12 protein-coding genes and 1 pseudogene are annotated in these 12312 nt (G+C 65.1%); 9 read left to right on the top strand and 4 right to left on the bottom strand.

Going from position 1 to position 12312, the window contains the following annotated elements:
• Positions 1-285: 285 nt before the first annotated feature.
• Both AC1DYD_RS40065 and istB read left to right on the top strand, forming a co-directional pair.
• A pseudogene (locus AC1DYD_RS40065) lies at positions 286-1230 on the top strand (Mu transposase domain-containing protein); the annotation flags it as partial.
• On the top strand, positions 1223-2029 hold the full coding sequence (gene istB, locus AC1DYD_RS40070; protein WP_478178275.1) for an IS21-like element helper ATPase IstB: 807 nt from the start codon (positions 1223-1225) through the stop codon (positions 2027-2029). The pseudogene AC1DYD_RS40065 and the gene istB, both read left to right, overlap by 8 nt.
• A gap of 182 nt (positions 2030-2211) precedes the next feature.
• Here istB and AC1DYD_RS40075 read toward each other — a convergent pair whose 3' ends face one another.
• Together AC1DYD_RS40075 and AC1DYD_RS40080 are read right to left on the bottom strand one after the other, a co-directional pair.
• Complete coding sequence (locus AC1DYD_RS40075) at positions 2212-2658, bottom strand: hypothetical protein (protein WP_478178276.1); 447 nt, start codon at positions 2656-2658, stop codon at positions 2212-2214.
• Positions 2659-3639: 981 nt separating this feature from the next.
• Positions 3640-3810 (bottom strand): hypothetical protein, encoded by a 171-nt coding sequence (locus AC1DYD_RS40080; protein WP_478178277.1) that lies wholly within the window; start codon positions 3808-3810, stop codon positions 3640-3642.
• A gap of 13 nt (positions 3811-3823) precedes the next feature.
• Here AC1DYD_RS40080 and AC1DYD_RS40085 point away from each other — a divergent pair, with 13 nt between their 5' ends.
• From AC1DYD_RS40085 to AC1DYD_RS40095, 3 genes are all read left to right on the top strand, one after another.
• On the top strand, positions 3824-5797 hold the full coding sequence (locus AC1DYD_RS40085) for a ParB/RepB/Spo0J family partition protein (RefSeq protein WP_478178278.1): 1974 nt from the start codon (positions 3824-3826) through the stop codon (positions 5795-5797).
• Between the two features lie 340 nt (positions 5798-6137).
• Positions 6138-6404, top strand: a complete 267-nt coding sequence (locus AC1DYD_RS40090) for a hypothetical protein (RefSeq protein WP_478178279.1) — start codon at positions 6138-6140, stop codon at positions 6402-6404.
• Complete coding sequence (locus AC1DYD_RS40095; RefSeq protein ID WP_478178280.1) at positions 6404-6646, top strand: hypothetical protein; 243 nt, start codon at positions 6404-6406, stop codon at positions 6644-6646. Before AC1DYD_RS40090 ends, AC1DYD_RS40095 begins: the two co-directional genes overlap by 1 nt.
• 134 nt (positions 6647-6780) lie before the next feature.
• On the opposite strand, the gene AC1DYD_RS40100 is transcribed toward AC1DYD_RS40095, so the two are convergent.
• Together AC1DYD_RS40100 and AC1DYD_RS40105 are read right to left on the bottom strand one after the other, a co-directional pair.
• Positions 6781-7335, bottom strand: a complete 555-nt coding sequence (locus tag AC1DYD_RS40100; RefSeq protein WP_478178281.1) for a hypothetical protein — start codon at positions 7333-7335, stop codon at positions 6781-6783.
• Between the two features lie 94 nt (positions 7336-7429).
• Entirely contained in the window at positions 7430-7627 is a 198-nt protein-coding gene (locus AC1DYD_RS40105) for a hypothetical protein (RefSeq protein WP_478178282.1), read from the bottom strand.
• A 254-nt stretch (positions 7628-7881) separates the two neighbouring features.
• Between AC1DYD_RS40105 and AC1DYD_RS40110 the strand changes: the two genes are divergently transcribed.
• The 4 genes from AC1DYD_RS40110 to AC1DYD_RS40125 form a co-directional block, all read left to right on the top strand.
• Positions 7882-8436, top strand: a complete 555-nt coding sequence (locus AC1DYD_RS40110) for a hypothetical protein (RefSeq protein ID WP_478178283.1) — start codon at positions 7882-7884, stop codon at positions 8434-8436.
• Positions 8429-9502, top strand: coding sequence for a relaxase/mobilization nuclease domain-containing protein (locus AC1DYD_RS40115; RefSeq protein WP_478178284.1), 1074 nt, complete (start codon positions 8429-8431; stop codon positions 9500-9502). Before AC1DYD_RS40110 ends, AC1DYD_RS40115 begins: the two co-directional genes overlap by 8 nt.
• 392 nt (positions 9503-9894) lie before the next feature.
• On the top strand, positions 9895-11103 hold the full coding sequence (locus AC1DYD_RS40120) for a Fic family protein (RefSeq protein WP_478178285.1): 1209 nt from the start codon (positions 9895-9897) through the stop codon (positions 11101-11103).
• Positions 11104-11289: 186 nt separating this feature from the next.
• The coding region (locus tag AC1DYD_RS40125) for an IS630 family transposase (RefSeq protein ID WP_478178286.1) at positions 11290-12312 on the top strand (1023 nt) is incomplete at its 3' end.

The following is a 12312-nucleotide window of genomic DNA, read 5'->3' on the forward strand; positions in this document are numbered from 1 at the left end:
TCAGTCTGGAGACGACCAATCGCTACGCTGAGATCACGATGTCAGTCTGGAGACGACCAATCGCTACGCTGAGATCACGATGCGAACCAAGCAGGCCGCGCTTGCGGCATGCATTCCTCCGACGACTTCGGCGGTATCCCGGACTCGCGTCGGATGGCGCCAAGACCAAGACCTGATGAAGTGGCTGCAATCGCTGTGAGAATTTTGTGCCCGGTGGCCGGTGACTCACCATCGCCGGCGCACTGCTCAGGCCGGTTGGGCACATAACGCACCTGGGCACAAAACTACGACAACATGAAGACCGCCGTCGACAAGGTCAAGAAGGGCAAGGGCCGCGTCGTCAATGCGAGGTTCGCGGTCATGTGCGCGCACTACCTGTTCGATGCCGACTTCTGCAACGTCGCCTCGGGCTGGGAGAAGGGTGTGGTCGAGAAGAGCGTGCAGGATAGCCGGCGGCGCATCTGGATCGAGGCCGGCAAACGGCGCTTCGGCTCGTTCACCGAACTCAATGCGTGGCTCGGTGCCAGATGCCGGGCGCTGTGGGAGGAGGTTCGCCACCCCGAGCACGACCAGTTCAGCGTCGCGGAGATGCTGGAGCATGAGCGGCCTCACCTGATGCCGGTGCCCGAGCTCTTCGACGGCTACGTGGAGAAGCCGGCACGGGTCTCCAGCACCTGCCTGGTGTCGGTGGCGCGCAACCGCTACTCGGTGCCGTGCGAGCTGGCCGGTCAGATGGTGAGCACGCGGCTGTATCCGGCCAGGATCGTCGTCGTGGCCGAAGATGCGGTAGTAGCGAACCACGAGCGCCTGGGCGCCAAGGGCCAGACCTGCTACGACTGGCAGCACTACATCCCGCTGCTTCAGAGGAAGCCCGGCGCCTTGCGCAACGGCGCGCCGTTCGCAGACTTGCCAGTACCTCTGCAGCAGTTGCGTCACGGCCTGCTGCGCCAAGCCGGCGGCGATCGCGTGATGGCGCAGGTTCTGGCCATCGTGCCGGSGGCCGGCCTGGAGGCCGTGCTGGTGGCGGTGGARCTGGCCCTGGAGAGCGGGCCACCGTCCGGGCGGGTCAGCGTSGAGCACGTGGTCAACGTGCTGGGGCGRTTGAATGCGAAGCCGATACCGCCGACCGTCGAGACGGCCCTGCRGATCCTGGAGCCGCCGAGGGCAGACACGGCGCGCTACGACAGCCTGCGAGCCGGCGACATCGTGCCGGAGGTGCGCCATGCGTGACCTCGTCGTCGAACTCAAACAGTTGCGCCTTCACGGCATGGCCGGCGCCTGGGGCGATCTGGTCGAGCAAGGCGCGAATGCGGACACCGAGAGTTCGCGTTGGTTGCTCGAGCACCTGCTGCAGGCGGAGAGCACGGACCGGTCGATGCGCTCCGTGAGCCACCAGATGCATGCGGCGAAGTTCCCGGTGCATCGCGACTTGGCAGGCTTCGACTTCGATGTCTCGCCAGTGGACCGCAAGCTCATTCACCAGTTGGCAGAAGGCGAGTTCACCGAGGTGGCGCACAACGCAGTTCTGGTCGGTGGACCGGGCACGGGGAAGACGCACCTGGCGACGGCCATCGGCGTGGCCGGCGTCACGCGACATGGCAAGCGAGTGAGGTTCTACTCGACCGTCGACCTGGTCAATGCCCTCGAGCAGGAGAAGGCCCAGGGGCGCGCTGGGCGCATTGCCAGCAGCTTGCTGCGCATGGACCTCGTGATCCTGGACGAACTGGGATACCTGCCCTTTAGCCAAGCCGGAGGGGCCTTGCTGTTCCACCTGCTCTCCAAGCTCTACGAGCACACGAGCGTGCTGATCACGACCAACCTGACGTTCGCCGAATGGTCCAGCGTGTTCGGCGACGCGAAGATGACCACGGCCTTGCTGGACCGGCTCACGCATCACTGCCACATCGTGGAGACGGGCAACGAGAGTCATCGGTTCCTGCACAGCAGCGCGGTGGCCAAGAAGCGGATCAAGGCGCGCGAGCAGGCTCGCAAGGCCGATCCACCGACTCCGCCGGAGGCGGCCAACTGACGGGAGAACAGGTCGCGCCGCGCGGGGAAATCCGCTACGGGCTACGCCCTCCGCGGCTTCCCCCGCGCGATCCACACAGCATCGAGGAGGTCAACGAACAGCGAGAGCACTAGACTTATGCACAGCCGACGACCGAAACGTCGGCTTCCAACCCCTGGTCAAGGTTCGGTCGGCACAGGTGGTCAATATTGAATCGGCGCCGACACCCAAGGCATCAGCACCTGCTCGCAGCGCCGACAACGTGCGCCAGCAAGCGCCGCCTCCGCTTGCGTCACGCCAGTACGTGAGTCGGCCTCCTCGTTCCAGGGCGCCTGCGCGACGGCGCTGTCTGTGGTGATGTCCATGCATGCGACCAGTGGAGCATCGGCGGGGCACGCTCGGGAACCCTGATGCGTCACCATTTTTGCGTCGCCGCGGTGGCGGCTGCGCCACCGCCGTGCCCGTGCAGCGTGGGCCATGCGGCCGCGGCGGCTGCGCTGGTAGCGTTGTGCGGCCTCGCGTTGCGCACTCTCACGGGCCTGGCGTGAACACGCCTCGCTGCAATAGCGCTGGCCACGATCGCAGTGACTGCACAGCAGCACCTGGTCGCGACAGCGCGCGCACAGGAACAGTCGGGCGCCGCGTTCCATTCGCACCTCGAGGCGCTGCCAATGGTGCTGGACGGACGCGTCCCGGCGCGCCACACTGTGGTGGCACCGCCTTTATCGGCACGGTGTAGGGCGCGGCGCGGTCTTCAAGCTTGCCGGCGTGATGGGACCGCTGCCGTACCCGCCTTCTTCGGCAACGTCGTGTGTTGTACAGACCACGGCGTGCATGCGCTACAGGGCAGACGCGCAACGACCGCACGGCACCAGCCTGCGAAGCTCAGCACCCCATCGACATCCGCTGCACCCGTTTCAGCCGCGAACGGGCTCGCCGCGCCTGCCTGGCCGCCCTCCGGGCGCCCAGGCAGGCATCAAGACTCAATCCCCTCAAGCATTGAGCACACCAGCACTCGAAACTTCAGTCAATCTAAAACCAAAACCGCGTCCTCACCGCCGAATAGACGCGGTTCCTGACCGCCGTTCACATCTGGGCGGGGGAGTGCAGATTCATGACGTCGCGCCCGTGCACCAGTCGTCGGTACCGAGGGCTGACCTCGGTCATGCGGGCGCCCCAGCGGCTCTCGCCGCTGTCGGGCTGCTCCAGGTTCGCGCCTTCGCGCTCATCCCCTCGCGGGGACCGGCCTGGGGGCCGGCCTTGCGCATCCCTGGCGCGGGTGCAGGGGATGCGGGCCAGGGGACTGCGTCCCCTGAACTTCCTCTGATCAGACCTGCCTGCGGCAGGTGGAGGCGCTCGCCGCGCGGCGGTTGCGGATCGCGTCGGCCTCGGGCGGTGCTGCCGTTCTCCTGTGTCTCTCGCCTTGTCCGGTGACTCTGCGCCCGCGGGGCCGGGGGACCGGCTTCGCCTGCAAGGGGGTGTTCATAAAGCTGCGCTTTACAAACCTTCCCCCTTGCTCCCCCGTCACCGCCGTCGCTGTCGTTCACCGGGCGAAAGACTCAGGAGAACGGCGGCCAGCAACGGGCACGAGGCCGATGCGAACCCCAACCCTTCATTGAAGGGCTCGAGATCTAGAAGCCCGGCATCTCTTCAACTTCAACTGCAAAGGAAACGGAAATGACTGCTGTTGCCAATACCGCTGCCGCTACCCAGGTCGCTGCCGGAGGCAAGACGCCGCGCAAGCTCAACGGGGTTGCACATCCGAGCAAGGCCACCAAGCCGAAGGCTTCCAGGAAGATCATCACCGAAGTCGCGGTGATCGAGCCGACCGCCCGCGACGTGCTGGTGCCGGTGGACAAGCTGGTACTCAGCGATGCCAACGTGCGCCGGGTGTTCAACGAGGACGGCATTGCCGAGCTTGCCGCCCTCATCGAGTCGCAGGGACTGCTGCAGCGGCTCGCGGTGGTCGCGCAGGCGGATGGGTGCTTCGCGGTGGTGGCCGGAGGTCGCCGCCTTCGCGCCATGCACAAGCTTGTTGCCGATGGCAAGTGGAGCCCGTCACAGCCCGTGGAGTGCAAGCTCCATGACGACGCCCGCGCCGCCGAGGTGTCGCTGGCCGAGAACTCGGGCCGCGAAGCCATGCATCCCGCCGACGAGATGGAGGCCTTCCGCAAACTCGTGCAGGAAGGGCTCACGGTCGCGCAGGTCGCGGGGCGCTTCGGGGTGAGCGTGCTGACGGTCGAGCGTCGCCTGAAGCTCGCACGTCTCGCCCCCCGATTCCTCGCGATGTACCGCGCTGACGAGATCGAGCCGGACCAGTTGCAGGCGCTGGCGCTGACCGAGGACCACGCGGCACAGGAAGCCGTCTGGGATGGCCTGCCGGCCTATGACCGCGATGCATGGACGGTCCGGCGCATGCTCACCGAGCAGTCCTGCGCGGGCGACAGCCGGCTCGCCCGCTTCGTGGGCATCGACGCCTACGAGGCCCGGGGCGGGGCGGTGCGCCGTGACCTCTTTGCCGATGGCGAGGATGCAGGGAGCGTCTATCTGGACGACTCTGTGCTGTTGCAGACCCTCGCGATGGAGAAGCTGCGCGGTCTGGCAGAGGAAGTGCGCGCCGAGGGCTGGGGATGGGTGGACTGCCTCACCGAGGGCGATAACCTCGCGCTACGCAGCTATGCGAGCGAGCCTCAGGCCGAGCGCGCGCCGACGCCGGAGGAAGCGCAGGCCATCGAGGCGATGGAAGCCGAGCGCGATCGTTTGGCCGAGGCCTATGACAGGAACGAAGAAGAAGGCGATCCCGATTCCGACGAATACGAGGCGCAGGAGCAGCGCCTGTCCACTGCCTTGGATGAAATGGACGACAAGCTCGACAGCGCACGTGCGGCCTTGCAGGCGTGGACGCCTGAACAGATGGTGCGCACCGGTGCCTTGCTGCGCATCGACCACGCCGGACGCGTGACCGTTCATCGTGGCCTGGTCCGGCCCGAGGACCGAAGGGCAGGCAAGGGTGGCGGGACGGGCAAGGGCTCAAGCGCTTCCGGCGCTTCCAGCTTGGGCGGCGACGAGGAAGAAGGCGACGACGGCGAGAAGTCTGAGAACATCAAGAAGCGCCCCGAGTTCAGCGAGAAGCTCATGCGCGACCTGACCGCCCATCGCACCGCCGCCATTCAGGCCGCGCTGACGCAGAATCCGCAGGTGGCGCTCGTCACGCTGGTGCACCGGATGGCCGAGACCGTCTTCGGCCAGTACAGCCGGGGCAACGATGTGGTGAAGGTGAATGTGCACCCGACCAGCGACTACAGCATTGCGCAGAACGCCACCGGCTATGAGAACTCCCCTGCGGGCGCGATCCTCGGGCAAGCCGAGACGGAGTGGGGCGACCGGCTGCCGGGGAACCCGCAGGCGTTGTTCAGCTGGTTGCTAGGGCAGGAGCGCGAGACGCTGCTGGATCTGCTGGCCTACTGCACCGCGCGCAGCATCGATGTCGTGGCAGGGCGTGAACGGTCCCGCGACCAGAGCGATGCGATCGCCGAGGCCCTCGGCATCGACATGGCCGACTGGTGGCTCCCGACCCCGACGACCTACCTGTCCAGTGTCAGCAAGGCCAAAGCGCTCGAGGCCGTCAAGGAGGCCACCGGTGTCGATGCGACCCACACCGTCGCCAAGATGAAGAAGGCCGAACTCACCGCCTACTGCGCCCGACAGCTCGAAGGCACACGCTGGCTGCCGAGTCCGCTGCGGATCGTCCATGCACCCGCGACCGGCGAAGGCCCCGACAACGCGTGATCCGCCTCTGGCCGCTGCCCCGGTTCGGAGGCCTCGTGTCTTCCGTGGGGCATGCGACTTCCATCCCTTTTCTACCAGGAGCCCTTCATGAACATCCGGACTTCATTCTCCCTGTGGGCCGCCGCAGTGGCCTGCCTCACTGGGGCTGCCGTCGTCATCGTGGTTCATTCCGATACCGGCGCGCCCACCCGACCCACGGGTTTTCAAACCAGGTTCCAGCCGGCCCTCCGGCCGGACGCTCACATCGGGAGCTTCAGGCACCTCACGCCCGTGCCACTCGATGACCCTGCACACCCTGGACCGGCGCGTACGTCGGGCCACACCGCGGACGGACATCGCCATGGCAACGCGCAAGCCCGCCCCTGAAACGGCCGGAGCTGCCACCGAAGCAGCCTCCCGCGCGCCGCTGAGTCGATTCGAAGGACACTGTCTGTGCCGGCGAACGCGCGAGTGCGAAGAGCTGCTGCAACTGGCCGTGCTCGGCATCGAACAGACCCGCGAGCGGCACGCGCCCAACACCGACCTGCGCGAGATCGCCGAGCACCTGACGGAGGCCGAACGTCACGTCGAGATCGCCCGTCGTCTCGTCGCCCGCTGGAGCGAGTGATGGCCACGAAATCCATCAAGCCGGTCACCCGGGAGACTTCAGCGTTGGTGCGCGAGCGTGGGCTTCGTGCGGTGATGGTGACGATCGTGGGCGGCGTGATCGAGCTTCGTGCGAAAGGCCTGCGATCGCGGGAGACTGTCGATGTGGCCTGGTGCTACTACGCGGCGGTCAAGCAGCGCGTCGCCTTCGAACGCGCCGATCGTGCCCGCGAGGGAAGGGCGAGGCAACGTCGGGCGCGTTGATCCTGCTTCTCGCCGGCCCGTCGGCGTCCGCTGGCGGGCCCCTCGTTGCTGACATTCGGCATGCCGAACGGCGAGCCCACTTTCGCGCGTTCGAGCGAGGCAACGCGACGTTGCCTCTTCGGCGCAGACACAGCTCAGGGCTTCCTGCGCAGCAGTCGGTCCAGTCGGCTTTGCGGCTTCGATGGAATCGCGGGCCTGGCGTCTTGGTAGGCGGCGCGCTGCATCTGCAACGCTGCGGCCAGGGCGGCCACACTGGCGCTGTCGTAGTGCCAGATGGCCGTCACGGCCAGACAGCCGATCCTTCCGCCCTGAGGCTTCGGTGATACCCGGATGTCCCGCGCGCCGATGCTCTGCAGGATGTCGGACCGGGCCCTGGCGAGCGACGCTTCCCGTCCCTCGAATTCGGGAACGTCCCGGCTCAGCTCGATGCCGATCATGTGGACGGATGGATGACGCTCGGCGATGAAACTAACCACTTCGGCCAGTACGAGCCTTGGCAATGCGCCGGCCCGAAAACCCTCGAAGTCGACGGTCATGAAGTTCTCGACCCACACCTCGGTTCCGTCGGAACTCAGCGTGACCGACTGCACACGTCCGATCAAGGCCACGCCGTCGAACACCTCGATGGGTTCTCCGGGCACATAGTCGCGGCCGTCGGGGCCCGTGAGGCGCAGCCTGATGCCCATCACGCGGATCGCGACGAGTGCGTGTGGTCCTTGCAGGACCGTTCATGGCACGCCGCGGCGGCTGCGCTGGCGGCAAGTCTTGGATGGTCCTCAGTGGTCATGGGCGCAGCTTATCGGCGTCGGGCGCCGCGGCGTCAGCTTCGAATCGAAGCCGCGAGACGCACTCGTGAAGCATGTCGCAATCCGATGAAGTTTCGTCGTCGACGATGTTCGGCATGCCGAACACCCGGTAACCGACGACGTCGCTTCGGCTTGTCGGACAGAACACGCACACGGTGTTCGGCGTGCCGAACACCGACCCCCTGCATCGCCTTTGGTGGCGAGATGTGTGGCGGTCCAAGCATCGTGAGGACGTTCGAATGCGTTCAGGCGGGCCATCGTTGTTCGGCATGCCGAACCGATCGGAGATCCACCCATTGAGTGCTTCCAAGGCGTGAAGCTGCGGGAGACAGCGAGGCGGATGTTCGACATGCCGAACGTAGAGGCCTTGCTTGGCTTTGATGGCAGGATAGACTGGCGTCAGACATTGTTAACGTTCCATCGTTCACCATGGCCAGCGCGAACCGAACTGCCGTTATCGGCACCCGCACCTCAAGCGAAACAAGGGCTCGATTCGCTGCTCTTGCAGCACGTCGCGGACTCACCGAATCGGCGCTGCTCGCGTTGCTCATCGAGCAAGTGGTCGTCGACAACTCAGAACAGGACGTTGGAGCGACGCTGTCTCCCATCGCAGATGAAGGTTGTGCCATCGACCGTCTGACGCTTCGCTTGCGGCCGGGCGATCGGGCACTCGTTGATGCGCGCGCTGCAAGCCGTCGGATGAAGACCGCAAGCTACTTGTCGATGCTCGTTCGAGCCCATGTCCGCGGAACGCCGGTGATGCCGCCGCAGGAACTGGGTGAGTTGCGCTGTGCGGCTGGCCTTCTGGGATCCATGGGACGCCAGCTTCGCGCAATGGCTTCCCGGTCCCCGGAGCAATCCGTGTGCTCCGCGGATTACGCGGAGCTGCTGGTCGATGTCGGGCGCGCCGTCGAGAGCGTTCGCGCGGCGGTCGCCGATGTTGTCCGCGCGAACCTCAAGAGTTGGGAGGCCGGCCATGCCTAGGAACATCGTCACCTTGCCTCGCACTGCGGGGATGGAGTTCGACATCGTCAGCTACGGCCGACGAGGACCCAGTGCACCCGCTTCGCTGAGCGTTGATCAAGTCGAACAGGTCAAGCGAACAGTCAGTCGCACGCCCGAGGTCATGGTGAAGGTGTCCGGCGGTGCGCGCGATACAGGAGGCGCCCGAGCCCACCTGAAGTACATCGACCGCCATGGGAAGCTCGACATCGAGACCGACGAGGGCGTCGCATTTCGCGGCCGCGGCGCCGCCGAGCAACTTGTCGAGGACTGGCAACTCGACCTGTGCCGCAGCGAGCACAGGCTGAAGCCGAAGGTTGGCGAGAAGGACGTGCGCTCCAAGCTGGTCCACAACATCATCCTGTCGATGCCGGCTGGCACACCGCCGCGGAAGGTCCTGGCGGCCGCAAGGCATTTCGCGCGCGAGAACTTTGCGCTTCAGTATCGGTATGCCATGGTTCTGCATACGGACCAGGCCCATCCGCATGTGCATCTCGTCGTGAAGTGCGAGCACGAGTTCGAGCCAGGTCGGCGCCTGTATGTGCGCAAGGACACGCTGCGCTCGTGGCGCGAGCAGTTCGCGGCGTTGATGCGGGAGGAGGGCGTGGCGGCCAACGCGACTCCGCGCCAATTGCGGGGGACCCGAAAGGGCCTGAAAGATCCGATCCATCATCGGCTTCGCGACTTGCGGACATCCCAGGCAGTGAGTACGGATCGGTTCGCTCGTGGTCGACCGGCCCAGGACTCCAGCTTCATGCGGCGTCGGCTACTGGGTATTGGCAAAGACCTGCAGGCAGGTCGAATGGTTTCGGAGGATGGCAAGGCCAAGCTGCTGGCGACGCGATCCGAGGTCCTGGATGGTTGGGGAGCGACGGCCGAGACGCTGCGACGCCAAGGGCTCGCCGATCTGGCGGGTCAAGTGGAGCGCTTCATGCAGAAACTGCCGACGGCTGTCACCGACCGCGAGCGCTTGGTACAGGGCTTGTTGGCACGCCTGAAGGCACAGCGCCATGCGCGGGGTCCCGATCGGAGTGAGCGAAGCCGCTGAACGGGGAGGCTGTTGCGTGCCGGCGCGCGGCCAATGGACGCACCGGCAACGCGAATTCGGACAGCGGGAAGTGCTCCCACACGCGAGCGGCTTGGGGGTTGCATCGAACTGCGGCTTGGGCGGCGCGACGGCCATGTACCCGGCGTGATCCCGGATTGCGGTCACAGCGGCAACAACATTCACCGCGGCTGATCACCCGGCAATGCAGACGCTGGGCGGCTGTTGACCGACGCCGCGTGAAGCTACCGCTTCCCCGCAGTTGAGTCTGAAAGGGCAATCGAGCCGGCAAGCCAACCAGAAATTTAACCGGAATATCGATTGGACGTAGTTTCTATAAACCGTTGTTATTCATAGAGTTTTCATGGAAAATAACGGAATCACAACCGGAAATCATGTCAGAAAAACCCAAGGCGATCGCGGTCTATGACCAGCCCCATCAGTTCGAGCCGCTGTTGCCGGCGCAGAACTTGGACGGGCTGATTGAAGCAACCCGCCGCGTCTTCGAGAAATCCGCGCAACTGCGAGCCTCGGCAAGCCCTCAAGCACGGGATGCCCTGCGGGCGATCGTGCGCTCGATGAACTCGTACTACTCGAACAGCATCGAGGGGCAGGGCACGCACCCGGCAAACATCGAGCGCGCGCTCAGGCACGACTTTTCCGAAAAGCCCGACGTGGCCCTGCGCCAGCGGGTGGCCGTTGCGCACATCGAAGCGGAACAGGAACTCGAGCACCTCGTGTCGACGGAGGCGGCGGCCCTCAGCAGCGATTTTCTTCTGAAGGCACACACGGCCTTGTACGGAAGGCTTTCGGAAGACGACCGGCGCACGGACGATGGACGCATCGTTGTGCCGGGGGAGCTTCGCAAGCACGACGTCGCAGTCGGCCGGCATCAACCTCCGACCTGGCAGTCGCTGCCCCAGTTCCTGGCGAGGATGGATGAGCGATATGGCCGGCTCAAGGGCGTCGATGCGGTTCTCTACACCATTGCGTCCGCCCACCACCGCATGGCGTGGACTCATCCGTTCGAGGACGGGAACGGGCGTGCTGTCCGGTTGCAGAGCCACTGCGCCCTGTTCCCCCTCAGCGGTGGCCTCTGGTCCCCCAATCGGGCGCTGGCGCGCCAGCGCGAGGTCTACTACGAAATGCTCGACAACGCGGACAGTGCGCGGCAGGGTGATCTCGATGGCCGTGGAAACCTCAGCCAGAAGATGCTCTGGGAGTGGTGCCGCTATTTCATCGAATTGTGCGAGGACCAGGTCACGTTCATGACCACCATGCTTGATCTTCCGAAGCTCAAGGATCGCATTCGCGCCTACGTGCTCGTGCGCGGGGTTACGGACGGAATCGCCGAGTACCGGGAAGAGGCCATCTTTCCGCTTCAGACGGTCGCAACAACGGGTTCGGTCTCGCGGGGCCACTTCATCAGGATGACCGGCCTTGAAGAGCGCACAGGTCGCAAGGTCGTGTCGCGCTTCTTGGCCGACGGGCTGCTGAAGAGCGATGGCCACCGATCGGAACTGAGCATCGGGTTCCCGATGTCTTCGCTCAATATCCTGTTCCCCAACCTGTATCCAGAGGCCGCAACGGCAGCTCTCGAATAGCTGGCGGCTCGATGTCGATGTGGTCGACCTCGCGAGGAAAGACATCACGCGGTCGGCCGGCACCTCGGGTTGTAGCTCGGAGCGTCGGTGCGCCGGTGCGCCGGTGCGCATCGTCAGCTAGTGTCCTGTCCCGTTAATTCGTAGGCACAAAAACTGCATGGGATAAGGCATCCTTGGAGATGCCGCATGCCCAACGCCTACACCCGCACCACCATAGTCACCCTCACCGAGGCAGAGCGTGCTGAGTTGACCTCGATGGCCAGATCGCGATCACTGCCTGCGGCACTGGCGCTGCGCGCACGCATCGTGCTGGCCTGTGAAGGCGCTGACAAGGCCAGCACAGAGGTCGCCGATGCTCTGGGGATTGATCGCAATACCGTCAACAGGTGGCGCGGGCGCTATGTGCGAGATCGCATCTCGGGCCTGTATGACGAGTTGCGACCGGGGCGGCCACGCACGGTCGACGACGAACAAATTGCCGAGCTGATCAACAAGACCTTGCACACGAAGCCTGCCGACGGTGCCATGCACTGGAGCACCCGCGGGCTCGCTGCGGAGACGGGCATCAGCAAGAGCACGGTGGCGCGCTACCTGCAGGCTTTCCAGCTCAAGCCTCATCGCGTGACGAGCTTCAAGCTGTCGACCGATCCGCTGTTCATCGAGAAGCTGCGCGACGTGGTCGGTCTGTATCTGAATCCACCCGAGAACGCGCTGGTGCTGTGCGTGGACGAAAAGAGCCAGTGCCAGGCGCTGGAGCGCACCCAGCCCATGCTGCCGATGGGATTGGGCTACGTCGAGGGCGTTACCCACGACTATGTGCGGCACGGAACGACGACGCTGTTTGCAGCGCTGAACGTGATGAGTGGGCAGGTGCTCGCCCAATGCCGCCCGAGACACCGGCATCAAGAGTTCCTGGACTTCCTGCGCGCGATCGACAAGGCCGTGCCGCAGGAACTGGATGTGCATTGCATCGCCGATAACTATGCGAGCCACAAGCACCCGAAGGTGCGTGCCTGGCTCGCGCAGAGACCTCGTTGGCACATGCACTTCGTGCCGACCTACTCAAGCTGGCTCAATCAGGTCGAGCGATTCTTCGCGATCATCACCGACAAGGCCATCCGCCGTGGCTCGTTCAGAAGCGTCAAGGAACTGACGAACAAGATCAACACGTTCGTCAGCCAATACAACGAGACCTGCAAGCCCTTCACC

The sequence above is a fragment of the Variovorax sp. P4_B11 genome (genome assembly GCF_056402355.1).

Excerpts from the sequence above, each read along its gene's own strand:
- AC1DYD_RS40090 (WP_478178279.1), top strand. The coding sequence starts at position 6,138 with ATGGCAACGCGCAAGCCCGCCCCTGAAACGGCCGGAGCTGCCACCGAA.
- AC1DYD_RS40115 (WP_478178284.1), top strand. The coding sequence starts at position 8,429 with ATGCCTAGGAACATCGTCACCTTGCCTCGCACTGCGGGGATGGAGTTC.
- AC1DYD_RS40120 (WP_478178285.1), top strand. The coding sequence starts at position 9,895 with ATGTCAGAAAAACCCAAGGCGATCGCGGTCTATGACCAGCCCCATCAG.
- AC1DYD_RS40095 (WP_478178280.1), top strand. The coding sequence starts at position 6,404 with ATGGCCACGAAATCCATCAAGCCGGTCACCCGGGAGACTTCAGCGTTG.
- AC1DYD_RS40080 (WP_478178277.1), bottom strand. The coding sequence starts at position 3,810 with ATGATCTTCCTGGAAGCCTTCGGCTTGGTGGCCTTGCTCGGATGTGCA.
- istB (WP_478178275.1), top strand. The coding sequence starts at position 1,223 with ATGCGTGACCTCGTCGTCGAACTCAAACAGTTGCGCCTTCACGGCATG.
- AC1DYD_RS40110 (WP_478178283.1), top strand. The coding sequence starts at position 7,882 with ATGGCCAGCGCGAACCGAACTGCCGTTATCGGCACCCGCACCTCAAGC.
- AC1DYD_RS40075 (WP_478178276.1), bottom strand. The coding sequence starts at position 2,658 with ATGGAACGCGGCGCCCGACTGTTCCTGTGCGCGCGCTGTCGCGACCAG.